This is a genomic window from Shewanella sp. MR-4, assembly GCF_000014685.1.
In the GTDB taxonomy this organism is placed as follows: Bacteria; Pseudomonadota; Gammaproteobacteria; order Enterobacterales; family Shewanellaceae; genus Shewanella.
This window is the reverse complement of record NC_008321.1, coordinates 3,760,448-3,775,612: the sequence shown is the minus strand read 5'-3', so window position 1 is coordinate 3,775,612 and position 15,165 is coordinate 3,760,448. Positions and strand designations below refer to the sequence as shown.

Annotated in this window: 14 protein-coding genes; 10 read left to right on the top strand and 4 right to left on the bottom strand. The window is 45.5% G+C overall.

What is annotated here, in order from left to right; translation table 11 throughout:
• Positions 1 to 132: 132 nt before the first annotated feature.
• The 3 genes from SHEWMR4_RS16520 to SHEWMR4_RS16510 all read right to left on the bottom strand — a co-directional run bounded on the left by SHEWMR4_RS16520 (position 133) and on the right by SHEWMR4_RS16510 (position 1,710).
• The gene (locus SHEWMR4_RS16520; protein WP_011623897.1) at positions 133 to 453 is read right to left on the bottom strand and encodes a hypothetical protein; all 321 of its coding nucleotides are present in this window, start codon (positions 451 to 453) and stop codon (positions 133 to 135) included.
• Positions 454 to 522: 69 nt separating this feature from the next.
• On the bottom strand, positions 523 to 1,110 hold the full coding sequence (locus SHEWMR4_RS16515; RefSeq protein WP_011623896.1) for a peptidylprolyl isomerase: 588 nt from the start codon (positions 1,108 to 1,110) through the stop codon (positions 523 to 525).
• 33 nt (positions 1,111 to 1,143) lie between these two features.
• Positions 1,144 to 1,710 (bottom strand): YajG family lipoprotein, encoded by a 567-nt coding sequence (locus SHEWMR4_RS16510; RefSeq protein WP_041408859.1) that lies wholly within the window; start codon positions 1,708 to 1,710, stop codon positions 1,144 to 1,146.
• Positions 1,711 to 1,846: 136 nt separating this feature from the next.
• Between SHEWMR4_RS16510 and SHEWMR4_RS16505 the strand changes: the two genes are divergently transcribed.
• The 10 genes from SHEWMR4_RS16505 to SHEWMR4_RS16460 all read left to right on the top strand — a co-directional run bounded on the left by SHEWMR4_RS16505 (position 1,847) and on the right by SHEWMR4_RS16460 (position 10,783).
• On the top strand, positions 1,847 to 2,410 hold the full coding sequence (locus SHEWMR4_RS16505; RefSeq protein ID WP_041408858.1) for a porin family protein: 564 nt from the start codon (positions 1,847 to 1,849) through the stop codon (positions 2,408 to 2,410).
• A 254-nt stretch (positions 2,411 to 2,664) separates the two neighbouring features.
• Positions 2,665 to 3,696 carry a DUF2804 domain-containing protein gene (locus SHEWMR4_RS16500; protein WP_011623893.1) on the top strand — a complete coding sequence of 344 codons (1,032 nt, stop codon included), beginning with the start codon at positions 2,665 to 2,667 and terminating at the stop codon, positions 3,694 to 3,696.
• A gap of 44 nt (positions 3,697 to 3,740) precedes the next feature.
• Complete coding sequence (locus tag SHEWMR4_RS16495; protein WP_011623892.1) at positions 3,741 to 4,604, top strand: sterol desaturase family protein; 864 nt, start codon at positions 3,741 to 3,743, stop codon at positions 4,602 to 4,604.
• A gap of 197 nt (positions 4,605 to 4,801) precedes the next feature.
• Positions 4,802 to 5,434 carry a hypothetical protein gene (locus tag SHEWMR4_RS16490; RefSeq protein WP_011623891.1) on the top strand — a complete coding sequence of 211 codons (633 nt, stop codon included), beginning with the start codon at positions 4,802 to 4,804 and terminating at the stop codon, positions 5,432 to 5,434.
• Positions 5,435 to 5,605: 171 nt separating this feature from the next.
• Positions 5,606 to 7,003, top strand: coding sequence for a UDP-N-acetylmuramate:L-alanyl-gamma-D-glutamyl-meso-diaminopimelate ligase (gene mpl / locus SHEWMR4_RS16485; protein WP_011623890.1), 1,398 nt, complete (start codon positions 5,606 to 5,608; stop codon positions 7,001 to 7,003).
• Between the two features lies 1 nt (position 7,004).
• A complete protein-coding gene (locus tag SHEWMR4_RS16480; RefSeq protein ID WP_011623889.1) occupies positions 7,005 to 7,664 on the top strand; it encodes a flavin prenyltransferase UbiX in 660 nt (219 codons plus the stop codon).
• A gap of 7 nt (positions 7,665 to 7,671) precedes the next feature.
• Positions 7,672 to 8,202 (top strand): hypoxanthine phosphoribosyltransferase, encoded by a 531-nt coding sequence (gene hpt / locus SHEWMR4_RS16475; RefSeq protein WP_011623888.1) that lies wholly within the window; start codon positions 7,672 to 7,674, stop codon positions 8,200 to 8,202.
• A gap of 227 nt (positions 8,203 to 8,429) precedes the next feature.
• Positions 8,430 to 9,368, top strand: a complete 939-nt coding sequence (locus SHEWMR4_RS16470; protein WP_011623887.1) for an ABC transporter ATP-binding protein — start codon at positions 8,430 to 8,432, stop codon at positions 9,366 to 9,368.
• Entirely contained in the window at positions 9,365 to 10,135 is a 771-nt protein-coding gene (locus SHEWMR4_RS16465) for an ABC transporter permease (protein WP_011623886.1), read from the top strand. The genes SHEWMR4_RS16470 and SHEWMR4_RS16465 overlap by 4 nt, the downstream gene beginning before the upstream one ends.
• A gap of 144 nt (positions 10,136 to 10,279) precedes the next feature.
• Positions 10,280 to 10,783: a hypothetical protein gene (locus SHEWMR4_RS16460; RefSeq protein ID WP_011623885.1), complete on the top strand. Its 504-nt coding sequence runs from the start codon at positions 10,280 to 10,282 to the stop codon at positions 10,781 to 10,783.
• Between the two features lie 75 nt (positions 10,784 to 10,858).
• Here SHEWMR4_RS16460 and SHEWMR4_RS16455 read toward each other — a convergent pair whose 3' ends face one another.
• Positions 10,859 to 15,040 (bottom strand): rhombosortase-dependent M36 family metallopeptidase, encoded by a 4,182-nt coding sequence (locus tag SHEWMR4_RS16455; protein ID WP_011623884.1) that lies wholly within the window; start codon positions 15,038 to 15,040, stop codon positions 10,859 to 10,861.
• Positions 15,041 to 15,165: the final 125 nt, after the last annotated feature.

The window sequence follows — 15,165 nt, the reverse complement described above, 5'->3', positions numbered from 1 at the left end:
CCGCCTAGCTTACGGGTAAGATGCGGTGGGATTCAAGGATTAATGCGTATCCTTTTGATGCTCGATGGGTTTCTGTGCGGCTGGGGGAAAATAAAAAGACCCAGCAAGCTGAGTCTTTAGAGAGTGTATTGCTCAAGGTCGAATACCAACGCACCCTGAGGGCATTTGGCCTCCTAAACTAAGGAAGTCGCAGCACGCATGCAACTGCTGATACAGGTACTGATTGCCGCGGATCACCCAGTCTGGCCACTTGTTAAAGCTATGGAGCAAATGCCAAAACACGGTTTCTGTTTCTGTTTGCGCTTCACTACTTGGAATGAGTAATTGCCATTCCTCGAGTGTGTCCCAAAGATAGAGCTGGACTTCATGGAAATCGAGCTCGTCACTCAAAAATGCTTTGCCATACATAGCAAGCTGGGGCGCTTTATTATCGATAAATTCTTCAATCGTCACCCTTGCCTCCTTTCTGTTGCCTTTTGAGTATAGACAGAGGATTAGGGCTTTTGCTCAAATTATTTTCGATTATTTTTTCGGCAGTAATTTAGCTGTTTTCAATATGATAGGTGTCACTGGCACATCGGGCCAATTGAGTTTCGCATTGGTAGTGGTCTCGACCACGGCCATCGCTTCAAGCACTTGTTTGCCCTCAATCACTTCACCAAATACCGCATAACCCCAACGACGTTTGGATGGATCCAGCTTAGTGTTATCCGCCACGTTGAAGTAAAACTGACGGGTAGCCGAGTGGGGATCGTTGTCGCGAGCCATCGCAATCGTGCCCATGCTGTTGGATAAGCCGTTGCCAGACTCGTTAAATATCGGCTTGCCTGCGGGTAACTCTTCTAATTGTGGGTTTAGTCCGCCACCTTGAACGACAAAGTCACTGATAATACGGTGGAAAATCGTGTTGTTGTACTCGCCTTTGACCACATAGGTCAGAAAGTTATCGACGGTAATCGGTGCGCGGGTTCTATCGAGTTCGACCACAATCTTACCTAGGCTGGTATCAAACTCGACTTGTGGATACAAGGTATCGGGTTGAATGTCGATTGCCGCCCAGCTGCTATAGCTGGCACACAGAACTAAGAGTGCAGATATCCAACGAAACATTATGATTTCCTTATTAATTATCGATTAGCACTATTATTGTTGCAGGAACTGGTTTAACTCAGGGTCATTCAAAATTTCCCCTGTGAGTTGGCCGAGTAACTTGTTCATATCCAGCTCTAGAGTGGCAAAGTCTGGCGTTAACGGGCCTTTTAAAGTGCCCTTGGCTTTATAACGTTTGACCAATTCTTGACTGGAATTACGGGCTTGCACGGCAATCAGCACGCTGTGTTTGGCCTCATAACCGAAGGTCTTTTTGGTGACATCCATTTGCAGTTCTTCTAACTGAACTTGCACTGAGTTGGTCGCGCTTGGGTCAATCTGGTAGCCCGCTTGGGTAAAACCGTTACGGAAAACTTCATCGAGTAATAATTTAGGTGGCTCACTCGGGCCGACGAGGCGAGTCTTAGTGCCTTCTTCGATAAAGCGCGCCACGTACTCGACGTTACGGGTATCAATGGTATCCAATGAGATCTGTACGGGTCTGTTGGTCTGTTGGCTAATATCGGGAACCTGTGGGCTAAATGCCATATGAGTTGGATTTTGGCTCGCGCAGCCCACGAAGAGCAGGGGGAAAGTCAGCGTCAATAATAACTTTTTCATGGGGGATCTCATGCAAGTAAAAAGTGGCTACAGCATACCAGAAATCCCCTCCGTTACCACAATGCACTCGGGTTCAGTCCTTATACAGGTGCAAAGCTTATGATGTGCCAACATCTGAGTACTGAATTTAAACAATATGAAATACTTAACAATTAATACTTGGCTGTTGTCGTTCGCGTTGTTTACCGGGGCTGTTGTGGGCAAGGCGAATGCTGCCGATTCTCCCCATGTGTTAGGTGGCAGCTTAGGCTACGGCACTCAAGAATTTGAAACTAAGAGCGGTAAATATGATGCGGGCGATACCTTCACCAGCGATTTATATTATCGCTATATGCTTAATGACAACTTTGGCGTTGAAGCAGGGTATTTAACGGGCTCTGGTGGGGTGGCGAGTGCGCTCGTTAGTGTGATCAGCGAGATAAAAGATTTACGCTTCCAAGGTGTTAGAGCTACCGCCTACGGCGAATATGCGCTCTCCCGTGGTAATAGTCTGTACGCCAAACTCGGCGCTGCTTACACCCAAGTGAGTTATGAGATGGATAAGCAAGAGATGGATTCGGACGATGTAGGCTTTTACGGCGCGGTCGGTTGGCAATATCGTTTTCGCTCGGGCTTTGGGCTAAACCTTGAATACCAATATGTGCCAATGAAAGAACTCGAGCTACAGGGGGTTAACTTTGGCATGAGTTATCGTTTCTAACGACTTAGGTTTACGGAATCAGGTTTACTGAGTCATTCGCTATCAATTAGTGGATAAGTTTGTGTCGATTAAGCGCCTTCGGGTGCTTTTTTATGATCCGCTGGTGGGATTAAACCGAATTCTTGCCGGCAACAAAATCACAACAATTTGAGCTTGCACTCTTTTAATGCAATGGGCGACAGGTTAGAGTAAAAATTCAACATTAAATAAGAGAGCATAAATGCTCCTTCGACTGCACAAGCAAAGGCGAGTTTATGTCTAGGATTATTACCCAAATCGCCCCCGACAGTTTAATCAATGCCAAAGGTCAGCCACATTTCGGCCATTTCGATGGCATAGTCGGTAGCTTAGGTTTAGCGGATTTTGCCTATTTTGATACCATGGACAAGCCCGCATCGGCCTGGGCAAAACGGTTTGATTTTAAGCAGTTCCAGTTTATTTCGATTATCACGCCGCGCTACATCATTGGAATTGCACTGGCGGATATCGCTTATCTGGGGAGTGGTTTCTGTTATTTATATGACATTAAAAATAATAGGTTAACTCAACAGGACTGGCTAAAACCCTTTGGGATTGGCTACCGGATGACGCCTTCTCCCGCCAATGGGGTTGCCGCTATCGGCGGCAAAGGCGCTAGCGTGACTTTTAAGATCCAAGAGGGTAATTGGCATTTAGTCATTGATACTAAAAGCATTCAAGCCGATTTAACCCTGCATGCCTTACCCTTAAGTTTACCTATGGCCATGTGTAGCCCTACGGGATACAACGGCTGGACCTATACCCAAAAACACAATGGCTTATCGGTCAAAGGACAACTCACCATAGACCATGAACCGCAACCATTGAATTTTGCCCTCGCAGGTTATGATTTTTCTGCGGGCTTTATGCGCCGTGATACTAGCTGGCGCTGGGCATCCATCAATGCCCAAATCGATGAAGGGGTGATCGGATTAAATCTTGCTGCGGGCGTTAATGAAACTGGTGCCAATGAAAACGTGTTTTGGATCAATGGCGAGCGCCATTTACTCGGACCTGTGCAATTTGAGTTTGACCGTCATGGCCAGCAGGGCACAGATCTCTGGCGTATTCATAGTCACGATGGCCGTGTCGATTTAGAGTTTACGGCGCGAAATTGCCGCAGTGAGAAACGCAATTTTATCTTGCTGAAGAGTAATTTCCGCCAATATCTGGGGCTTTTTAGCGGTTTTATCATTGACAATCAGGGGCGTAAATTCCAACTCAACAATGTGTTGGGATTGACCGAGGACCATTACGCCCGCTGGTAGGCGATTTACGCTTTAATAGAATAATAACAATAGGATAAAGGTATATGGATATCGCCGCGTTAATCAATCACCCCGAGGTGTTGCTGCTGGTATTGGCTCCACTGTTTTTTGTCTGCATTTTGCTGGAATGGTATTTCGGCGACAGAAGACAAAAACTGCCAGTGAGTGCCCGTTACCACACGAAGGAAGTGCTGTGTAATTTTAGTCTCGCCGCCATGCACCAAGGCACGGATATCCTCACGGGTTTGTTGATCGCTAAGTTGTACCTAGCGGTATTTGGTTGGAAATTATTCGATATTCAAATGGGGCCACTCAGCTTTGTGCTGCTGATGATTGCCCAAGATTTTTGCTATTACTGGTTCCACCGTGCGAGCCATAGAGTGCGGTGGATGTGGGCGGCCCATGTGGTGCACCACAGCTCAGAAAATATGAACTTTAGCACAGCGTTTCGCCAGAGTTTGATGTATCCCTTCGCTGGCATGTGGATATTTTGGTTGCCGCTGGTGATTTTAGGTTTTGATCCTAATTGGGTGGTATTTGTGGTACTGCTAAACTTGGGATTACAGTTTTTTGTGCATACCCAAGCGATCAGAAAACTTGGTCCCTTAGAATGGCTGTTTAATACGCCTTCCCACCACAGGGTGCACCATGGGCGAAATCCACAATATATCGATAAAAATTATGCCGGTATTTTGATCATCTGGGACAAACTCTTCGGTACCTTTGTACCCGAGGGCGAGACAGTGATTTACGGGATCACTAAACCTGTCAACAGTTTTAATCCACTTAAAGTGACCTTTAGCGAATGGCGCGATATGTTCAGCGAGGTGACGGCGCGGGGGCTGACATTCACGGAGCGATGTAAAATCCTCTTCGCGCCTCCAGCCAGTCAGCAAAAGGATAAGTGATTTAGCTCAATACGCGATCCTGCAGCGCTCAACGAGTGGTTAATCTTCACTAAATAGTGCAAATGGCTAATAGGAGTCAGACCTTAGCCTTGCTAGCCTACTTTTCTTTTTTTGCAAATTTATAGGTGAAAAAATGTACAGCACCATGCTTTGGTGGTAATTTTTTGTACAAGTGATTCATCTGAGTAGGTTGTTGTATGGTTGATGAGCGGCATTTAACCTTGGAGGAATTGGCTTGCTTTAGAGAGCTATTTTCTCCTAACCGTATAACCCATAGCACCGAAGACGCGAGTTCCGAGCCTTTGGTTAACCACGTACTGACGGTGCAAACTGAGGTGCCGCAGGCGCTTGCCTCCCTATTAGGTAAGGCCAAGTTGACTCTGTTGGCCGAAGTCGGACCTTATAAACTCTGGTTTCCCTTAGAGATGCGCCTCGATGATTTTGGCCAATTGCAGCCCACCTTAGGTGTCCCCGAAGTGTTCGACACTACTGGTGCTGAGCGGAGTTGGCGTTTGGCTCAGCCAGAAGATGTGTGGATCTTCGACCAAGATCAGGGCGAACAATGGTCTGTTGTGTCTTTGTCGAGTTCTGGCATGGCGATTCGAGCTAAATCCCAGCAGCAGTTTGAGCAGTTGATCGATAGCCAGGAACTGCAGTTACAGTTACCCGATGGTGAAACCATGCGGGTTAAAATCGAGCCTATTCGCCACGAGCAAGGGCTAGCGATTGTCAGGTTTCAGGCCGAAGCCGAAGAGCGTGAGGCCCTGCGTCAGTTCCTCTTTAATCGCCACCGCAGTCAGTTTCCTAAGCTTTATACCAGCTTGCGCTAACAAGTGAGCTTGGTGACACAATTCTGTTAGCTAAATTTCACTCAATTGTAAAAATCCCTTTCTCTATCAGTATCTTTGCCAAACAAGTAGCTTTTCCGAGATCCGAACCTGCCAATCTGCGGTGCTATGGATTAGAATAGCCTTGAATTCAAAAACATCAGAGCGAGCGGTATGCACGTACATATTTTAGGAATTTGTGGAACCTTCATGGGTGGCTTAGCACTCTTGGCTAGGGCAAAAGGGCACAGAGTGACTGGCTCGGATGCCAACGTCTACCCACCGATGAGTACGCAGCTTGAAGAGCAAGGTATTGAACTCATTCAAGGTTTTGATCCCAGTCAGTTAGGTGAAGCGGGCTGTTATCCTGATCTCGTGGTGATAGGTAATGCCATGAGCCGAGGCAATCTTTGTGTCGAAGCGGTATTAAACCTTGGGATCCCTTACACTTCTGGACCACAGTTTTTAGCCGATCATATTCTGCCTGAGCGTTGGGTGTTAGCCGTGTCAGGCACCCATGGAAAAACTTCTACCTCAAGCATGCTGGCGTGGATCTTAGAGGATTGTGGTTATCAACCCGGTTTCTTAATTGGCGGTGTGCCACAAAACTTTGGCGTGTCGGCTCGTTTAGGGGAATCGGCGTTTTTTGTGGTCGAAGCCGATGAATACGACAGCGCCTTCTTCGATAAGCGTTCTAAATTTGTGCATTATCATCCCCGTACGCTGGTGATCAATAACCTCGAATTTGACCATGCCGATATTTTTGCCGATTTAGCGGCGATCCAAAAACAGTTCCATCATCTGATCCGTACCGTGCCAGGGCAAGGTAAAGTGATTTGGCCTGCCGATTCCCACGCGGTAAAACAAACCATTGAGATGGGCTGCTGGAGCGAGCAAGAGACTTTCCACATCGCTGAGGTGACTAAGGGGTGGCATGCCAAGGCCTTAAGTGATGATTGCCACGAGTTTGAAGTCTTCTTCGACGGCGAATCCCAAGGGGTGCTCGAATGGGCGCTGATTGGTCAGCACAATATCGAAAACGCGCTAATGGCCATCGCGGCCGCGCGCCATGTTGGGGTTAAACCGAGTGCCGCGATTGCTGCATTAACCCGCTTTGTACCGCCTAAGCGTCGCCTGGAGCTGTTAGGAACTGTTCACGGTGTCAGTGTATACGATGATTTTGCTCACCATCCGACGGCGATTGCGACAACAATCAAAGGTATACGTGCCAAAGTTGGTCAAAGCAAAATTACTATCGTATTAGAGCCGCGCTCGAACACGATGAAGAGTGGTGTTCACAAAGACACGCTGGCCCATTCTATGCTGCAAGCGGATGAAGCCTTTTTATATCAAGCTGATACTATCGATTGGAATATGAAAGAGGCGATGGAAGCGGCGGTGATCCCTGTGACTGTCTTGCACCAAATTGATGATGTTGTCGCTAAAGTCTCTGCCTCGGCAAAAGCGGGTGACACTATCGTGGTGATGAGTAACGGCGGCTTTGGCGGCTTACATAAAAAACTGTTGGCGGCGCTCGAAGTGAGCCCACAGTTTGTTCAGCAGGCGGACTAATATGGCCTATGCCAAATCTGAGAAAGCCATTAGCTTAGCCTGGACGGGTGCCTCGGGCGCGCCCTATGGCTTGAAATTATTAGAATGCTTATTGGCCTCGGGCTATCAGGTATTTTTAATGATCTCAAGCGCCGCCCGAGTGGTGCTGGCCACTGAACATGGTTTGCAGCTCAGTGCGAATAGCGATAAAGCCAAGGCGCAATTGTTAGAGGTGCTTGCAGAAAAGAATGCAACTTTATCTGGCGAGTTAGTGGTATTAGGCAAGGATGAGTGGTTTTCGCCGCCAGCTTCAGGCAGTGCAGCCCCCAAACAAATGGTGATTTGTCCTTGCTCGACGGGGACTCTGGCAGCTGTTGCGACGGGAATGAGCAATAATTTGCTCGAACGCGCGGCGGATGTGGTGTTAAAAGAACGTGGTCAACTGATCCTCGTTCCGCGGGAAACTCCCTTTAATGCCATACACTTAGAGCATATGCTCAACCTGTCGCGCTTAGGCGTTACTATTATGCCGGCGGCGCCGGGCTTTTATCACAATCCCAAATCGGTTGAAGATCTGGTAGACTTCATGGTCGCTCGAATCCTCGATCATTTGGGCGTTGACCATGCATTAACGAGTCGCTGGGGTTATGACAAACACTCCCCCAATGACATCGACAATTGAGACTGATATGAAACACACCACCGAAGTGATGATCTCCGCCGAAGAGATCAGCCAAAAATTGGATCAAATGGCCGAGCAAATCAATGCCCACTATGCCAACAGCGAACGTTTGCTGATGGTGGGATTGTTAAAAGGTTCAGTCGTATTTATGGCTGATCTGTGCCGCCGTATTAAAGGCCATGTTGAAATCGATTTTATGTCGGTTTCGAGCTATGGCAATGCCATGACCAGCTCACGGGATGTGAAAGTGCTGAAGGATGTGCAATCGGATATCGCGGGCCGCGACGTGCTGATTGTGGAAGACTTAATTGACTCGGGCAACACTTTAAACAAAGTGCGCGAAATGCTGTTATTGCGTGAGCCAAAGAGCTTAGCCCTGTGCACTCTGTTGGATAAACCCGAGCGCCGTGAAGTGGATGTTAAAGTCGATTTTATCGGTTTTACCATTCCAGACGAGTTTATTGTGGGTTACGGCATCGATTATGCCGAGCAATACCGCAACTTGCCTTATATCGCCAAAGTAGTACCGCTCGAATAGGTACTCGTTGCTCGACGATTCAAACTCCCGCTAAGGCGGGAGTTTTGTTTTGTGCTGAATAGATACCAAGTGATACCTGCCAACGATTCGTTATTTTTAATAAATTAATAATAATTCTTTCAATCGATTAGAGTCATAATGCGTTTTTATACAGCTTAGCATGTTGCATTTGCTTTTTTCGTCACCATTTTAGTAGTTTGTTCATTGTTTCAGGATCAGGTAGCACTATGGCCAATCATGCCCATGCTCTCGTACTCGAGGGGCTAAAAAAAACCTACAAAGGCGGTGTTGAGGCGGTAAAGGGGATTAGCCTTACCGTTGAACAGGGAGACTTTTTCGCCCTGTTAGGCCCGAACGGCGCGGGTAAGTCGACCACTATTGGCATCATCAGCTCCTTGGTGCAGAAAACCGCGGGCACTGTTCAAGTATTTGATTTTGATATCGATAAACAGCTTGAAGAAGCCAAGCTGCACATAGGTTTAGTGCCACAGGAATTTAACTTTAACCAGTTTGAAACGGTACTGCAAATCGTCGTGAATCAGGCGGGGTATTATGGCGTGCCTAAGGCTGTGGCTCTTGAGCGAGCCGAAAAATACTTAAGCCAGCTGGATTTGTGGGATAAGCGCAACAGCCAATCTCGTACACTCTCTGGGGGAATGAAGCGGCGATTAATGATTGCCCGCGCCCTGATGCACGAACCTAAGTTACTGATCTTAGATGAGCCTACTGCGGGGGTCGATATTGAGCTACGCCGCTCAATGTGGGAATTCCTCAAGCAAATCAACCAGCAGGGCGTGACGATCATTCTGACCACCCACTACCTTGAAGAGGCCGAAATGCTGTGCCGCAATATCGGCATTATCGATAAGGGCGTGCTGGTGGAGTGCACGAGTATGAAGGCCTTGCTGAGTAAACTGAATCTCGAAACCTTTATTCTCGACCTGCGCCGCGATATCGATGTCGCTCCCACACTCGATGGTATGGTGTGTCGTTTAATCGATCCCCATACCTTAGAAGTGGACGTGGCGAAGGAGCACAATCTTAATGATGTGTTTACCCAATTAACCGCTGCCAATGTAGAAGTGTTGTCTATGCGCAACAAATCCAATCGTTTAGAAGAACTCTTTGTCGAGTTAGTGAAGAAAACTCAAGGAGCTAAGGCATGAAACAGCTGTATTTTATCGCCTTCAAAAGCATATTAACTAAGGAAATCAATCGTTTTACCCGGATCTGGATCCAGACCTTAGTTCCGCCTGCAATCACTATGACCTTGTATTTTTTGATTTTTGGTAACTTGGTCGGTAGCCGGATTGGCGATATGGGTGGCGTATCTTATATGGAGTTTATTGCGCCTGGTCTAATCATGATGTCGGTGATTACTAACTCCTATTCGAATGTGGCGAGCTCTTTCTACAGCGCAAAATTTCAGCGCAATCTTGAGGAGCTAATGGTCGCGCCCGTGCCTCACTATGTGATGATCGCAGGCTACGTGGGTGGCGGTGTCGCTCGGGGTTTATGCGTTGGTTTAATCGTCACGCTAGTCGCCATGTTCTTTGTCGACATCAGCTTGCACCATGCCGGCCTTGTGGTCATGACGGTATTTTTAACCTCAGTGTTGTTCTCCTTGGGTGGATTAATTAATGCGGTATTTGCCAAGAGTTTCGATGATATCAGTATCATCCCGACTTTTGTGCTCACGCCCTTAACCTACCTAGGCGGAGTATTCTATTCACTGTCGTTGTTACCATCCTTTTGGCAAGGCGTTTCGGCACTGAACCCTGTGGTCTATATGATCAACGTCTTCCGTTACGGTTTCTTAGGTTTTGCCGATATCAGCGTCCCACTTTCAATCGGTATCATGGTGGGCTTTTGTGCCGTACTCTGGGGTGTTGCATATTACCTCATCTCACGGGGAATAGGGCTGCGTTCGTAAATAACTATTAAGGTTGTGACTTTGGAAGGCGTAAATTTTTATGCCTTTTTATGTGCAGGCTTTTGTTTAAGGAGTATTTAGCTTCATTTTTGATGATAACTTGCTAAGGTAATGCTTTAAGTTGGTTTGAAATGAAGGATGAGCATGTATAGGACTTTATATATACTAATTGTGGGTTGCTTATTTGGTTGTACGAACGCAAAAAATGAAGTAACAGCCAGCGACACTCTTTCTACTAGCAATAGTCAAGTAACAACTTTGCCTACGGAGTGGGAGAGTTATCCACAAAACAATCTCTCATCAACACAATCAAAAGGCTTGGCTCAGAAAAAGAAATTATACAATTATCAATTTAATGAACGTCAGTTTACCGCACATACAGCTCGACTGGTTAAAGGAACAGTGGTTTACGATACGCAAATATCGACGTTTGGACTGCTTAGAGGCTCATTCGTACTAGTTTCTAAATCTGATTTAGCGGCATTATCCTCTAGTTTTGGGATTGAGCGTATTGCAGATAATACTTATCGACTAACGCCAAGCGATAGCTCTCTTTTATTACTAGATATTCTTAAAAGGCTACAGAAATTCGGTCAAGTTGAATTAGAGGTGGATTACACTCCACGAGATAAAAATTCAGAAATGTAGCATTTAGGGAATTTTTGAAATAAAAAAGCCGCAAATCGCGGCTTTTTATCAGTATATGACCCGTCCTAAATAGCGTTATTTACGGCGACGTAATGCTGCTAAAGGCAATAAAATAAACGTTAACCAACCTAAACTGCCTCCAGAAGATTTATGAGGTGTAGGAGTTGGTGTAGTAGTCGGCACATCATTTACTTTCACGGATATAGTGCTTACTGCATCTTCAGTTCCATCATTTACGGTTAACGTAAATTCAAGAGTCTCATTCGCACTAACTTGTGGAGCTGTGAAGCTTAATGATGCTGTGTCTGCACCACTCAGGGTGACTGTAGTTCCTGAAGTTTGTGCCCAAGAGTAGGTGAGTACATCACCGGAATCAGCATCAACTGCTACAGCGTTTATGCTAACGTCTTCACCCTCCTTTACCTCAGTCGCACTTGGAGTCAAACTGATATCGGGAATATTATTGTTTTTTACTGTTATTGATGCAGCTTTTACAACATCACCCGTACCATCATTTACAGTTAATGCGAATTCTAAAACTTCATCAGCATCAACATTTGGCGCTGTAAAACTTAACGAAGCAGTATCTTTTCCTGCTAGTGTTGTAGCAGTTCCTGAAGTTTGAACCCAAGTATAAGTAAGGGTGTCATCAGCATTCGCATCAATAGCAGTAGCATTAATACTCACAACTTGGCCTTCTTTCACCTCTGTAGCGCTGGTGACCAAGCTAACATTTGGTAAGCGGTTAGCGCATGGATTTACATCACCTGCAGTTTGATCATGGAAGACGCTAGTCACAATATTTGAGAAGGTGACGTTATCAATAACCCAACCAAACTCATTTGTGTTGGTATCCGACACTATACGGAAGCGGAAGCGAACTTCGTTACCATTTAACTTAGTTCCAAAGTTAACCGTTTCAATATCACCAGGGAAATCCATGAAACCGGTAAATGCCAGACGGCCTGGGAGTAAATTTTCTAACTCACCAGTGTAGCCTGCACCTTCAAAGACACCGCCCATTTTAGTGACATCGGCCCAATCCCCTCCGTTGACGCTAATTTCGACGACACCACCGTCGTAGTTTTCTTCAATTTCAAAATATTGGAACCAGCTGATTTTGAAATCACCACCGTAACCAACAGTTACAGGTTTGGTTTCATAAGCAACATCGGATGCAAAACCATTATTGGCAATACGTAGATATTGAGTGCCAACAGGGAAATAATCTGCATATCGAGTTTCAAGTTTCGCGGTGCCCTTAGCCTGATCTCCGCCATCTAGCACATGCTCCTTGAAGTCAACTAGTCCAACTTGGCTTTCCATATCACTCGTAGACATATTGCTTTCAGGTGCTTTGTCTTTAAAGTCCATGTTAACGATGGTCGTAAAGTTGTACTCATTTACTTCAGTTCCTTCTAGAGTTGGGAACGTCAGTTTTAACTCTACAGTATCGGCTGTTGTAGCTTCATTAAGAGTCATTTCTATCGGAGTACTAGTTACTTCCGCAAATAAATCTAGGGCACCAAAGGTGACTTTGCCGCCGTTTGCAAGCGTAATATCTTGTCCGCTGACAACTTCAACTTTTCCTTCTAGCCCCTCAAAAGTTTTACTTCCACGGTTTGTTATCGTGAAGCTGACAGTACCCGTTTCACCTTTATCTAAAATGCCGTCTTTACTGCAATAACCTACAGTTAAGCCTTCATAGTCAGCATTGATTTCATGATTCGTCACATTGAAGGCAGATAGTTCAGTCTTATAAGATTCGACCACTCCGCGATGTTTGGTATCATAACGTTCAGGCGATACTGCATCGAGACCCATACCTCTACGTGCAAAGGCTTTTACGAATAGTTCATAGTCCTTTGGCTCATTTGCGTACGCCGCTGCTAACAGGGCATCTCGGGCTTCTGTATAAGTTGGCGCAATAGGCGTCATTTTATAGGCAGCAACGAGATAACTCATCATCATGCTACGTGCTTCTGCAAAGGTATAGCGCTCATCATTGATTAAAGAAACATAACAATCCCAAAGCATTGCAGCCCATGGTTCACCTGCATCATGGACCTCGGCATTACCATTAACATCAGCCCCAGTTCCTTTATTTAGTTCAACATTGCCGAAGGTGAGTGGGTTCACTTCCATGTTGGTGCTGTAAGGGTAATTACGAATGCCTGAATAGAAAGAGGCAACATAACTAATAGCTGCATAAGGTTTTTGGAATAACTCGTTACCTGGGATTAATGCATCATCTGCCTCAGATATAACGAGCAATGCATGGAAGTCTCCCCAACCTTCGCCCATAGAACGGCCCTGTTGGTTGATTAAACCCGAAGAGTTACCCACTAAACGGTTACTGATGTAATGTCCCCATTCATGGGCAACAATAGCATTATCCCAAGAGCTGTCTTTAAACGGCTTTTTGTTGAACATGGTGACACTGACTGGTTTGGCTGCATCGAGCTGGGCATAAATCAATGCACCGTCATTTTTTGACAAGCCGATGCTTGGAATTTTTACCGTATCGTCGCTGCCGCCCATTGGCGCTGGCTCTGTGGTACCCGAGTTGTTAGCAATGAGTACACCAATAGCGCCTGCAGTTTGGGCGAATTTAGCTTTCACGGTAAAGCCGCAAACACCACGGTCAATAATGGCAATTTTGCCCGCAAGGTCGGCAGCATTTGTTGGTGTTGAACATCCGTCATTTACAGGGGCAACACCATCAACAAGGCGAACCACTTCACCACTAATTTCAAATTGACCTTGACCAAAGCTTGCGCGTTGTGTCGATGGGAGTAACCCGATAGTTGTATCAGAGGTTACGGTTACACCATAGTCCTCACCATTGACTGCATCTTTACTATCCCAAAGATACATCTGCATTCTTGGTGAGCGGCCGTCAGCTGGGGTGCTCATGTTTGCATTGTTAAAACCTGAGTTATCTTGTACTTCAGCTCTAATTGCATCACCTTCTTCACCGCCACGGCCGTAGTTTTGAGCTTGAGCATTTCCTGAGGCTTCATCGAACCCATGATCATAAAATAAATCATGCAAATAGTTGTTCATATAGAACAGGTTAACAATAGATGCTTTGCGGTTGTTAACAGAACTTTCGACTTGATTTGTATTATATTGATAGTCAAAAGTTTTATCGCTAGTGATTTCTGCTGTGAAGTCACCATTGGTAAAGCCATCTGGGGCTAGTGCGTCTACATAGGCAAAGACGTTATTACCTGATGTTGTGGTGGCATCTTCCGCTAACCAAGGATCCATTGTACTGATGGGCCCTGATGTGATTGTGACCATTGGAGCATCTAAATATTCAGTTGCATCAACTTGGTCTTCGCTCATTGCAGGGATGACATTGCCATGTGGACCGTCCCAAGGTACACCCTGTTCATCAGCATATATACGGTAGTTAAATGCGGCTTCTTGTGCTGTCAGATTATGTTTAAAGAGAACTTTGTTATCTAAATCACTAATGACAAAAGAATAGAATTCAGAGTCAACACTATCGTTATCAGCGACTTCAATTTCTACATAATGAGCAGGGATCAGTGAACCTTTTAATTCAAAAAACACCGGTTTAGCACGAGGCTCACCTTTGAGTATTTTTGCACTATCAGTAGCTGTTACATTGAAAGATTGATATTTGCCAACTAATGTCGTTGCGTTGATATTTGCATCGGTAACGCCCATTGCTTTTGAAGCAGCTTTCACTGCATTAATAGGATCATTAAAAGTTGTCCTGATCCCCTTTAGCTCAGTTGTGTTTGCTGTACTGGAAGGCAATAAGCTACCTGAGGTTGCTACGAGTTCAAAATTGCTATTCATCAACACATTGAAATTACGATTGAAGACTTCAACACCTTGATATTCTTGCTGGTACTTAGCAATTTTAGCACCACGGCCTGTATCATGTAGGTTAGCAAGTATAGGCTTCAAGCTTGCATTTTTGCTGGTTGATAACCCTGCTACTTGATTAAGGTAGTAATCAGCAGCAAAAGCAAGTTTGTATTGTGTATCAAGGGCTCCCATATCGGGTGTTCTTTGATTTGATTTGGCCCATTGAAAAGTCGTTTCTCCAGTTTCTTGGTCATATTGATCTTTCATGCCACTGACTGAAGTTAAGGTTGAATTTTGCTGTTTGCTGTCGAGGTTATTACTTACTTGGTGGATACGCAGAGTATTATTGTCTGCAACTGCTGCACTTGATAAAAGTGCAGCCGAGATAGCGATAGATAATTTTGTCTTCACAACTTCATTCCTTGTCAATTAGTGCTTTTGGTGCTGGCAATGCACCATGTAGCTGAATTGTTATTTTTATGATGCTAACTATATTGCTAGCAATGAAGTTGTAACACAAAAGTATCTCGCGGTTA

What these genes read in the sequence shown, in the direction of transcription:
- SHEWMR4_RS16515 (WP_011623896.1), bottom strand. Translation starts at nt 1,110, where the DNA reads ATGTTTCGTTGGATATCTGCACTCTTAGTTCTGTGTGCCAGCTATAGC.
- SHEWMR4_RS16510 (WP_041408859.1), bottom strand. Translation starts at nt 1,710, where the DNA reads ATGAAAAAGTTATTATTGACGCTGACTTTCCCCCTGCTCTTCGTGGGC.
- SHEWMR4_RS16505 (WP_041408858.1), top strand. Translation starts at nt 1,847, where the DNA reads ATGAAATACTTAACAATTAATACTTGGCTGTTGTCGTTCGCGTTGTTT.
- SHEWMR4_RS16500 (WP_011623893.1), top strand. Translation starts at nt 2,665, where the DNA reads ATGTCTAGGATTATTACCCAAATCGCCCCCGACAGTTTAATCAATGCC.
- SHEWMR4_RS16495 (WP_011623892.1), top strand. Translation starts at nt 3,741, where the DNA reads ATGGATATCGCCGCGTTAATCAATCACCCCGAGGTGTTGCTGCTGGTA.
- SHEWMR4_RS16490 (WP_011623891.1), top strand. Translation starts at nt 4,802, where the DNA reads ATGGTTGATGAGCGGCATTTAACCTTGGAGGAATTGGCTTGCTTTAGA.
- mpl (WP_011623890.1), top strand. Translation starts at nt 5,606, where the DNA reads ATGCACGTACATATTTTAGGAATTTGTGGAACCTTCATGGGTGGCTTA.
- SHEWMR4_RS16480 (WP_011623889.1), top strand. Translation starts at nt 7,005, where the DNA reads ATGGCCTATGCCAAATCTGAGAAAGCCATTAGCTTAGCCTGGACGGGT.
- hpt (WP_011623888.1), top strand. Translation starts at nt 7,672, where the DNA reads ATGAAACACACCACCGAAGTGATGATCTCCGCCGAAGAGATCAGCCAA.
- SHEWMR4_RS16470 (WP_011623887.1), top strand. Translation starts at nt 8,430, where the DNA reads ATGGCCAATCATGCCCATGCTCTCGTACTCGAGGGGCTAAAAAAAACC.
- SHEWMR4_RS16465 (WP_011623886.1), top strand. Translation starts at nt 9,365, where the DNA reads ATGAAACAGCTGTATTTTATCGCCTTCAAAAGCATATTAACTAAGGAA.
- SHEWMR4_RS16460 (WP_011623885.1), top strand. Translation starts at nt 10,280, where the DNA reads ATGTATAGGACTTTATATATACTAATTGTGGGTTGCTTATTTGGTTGT.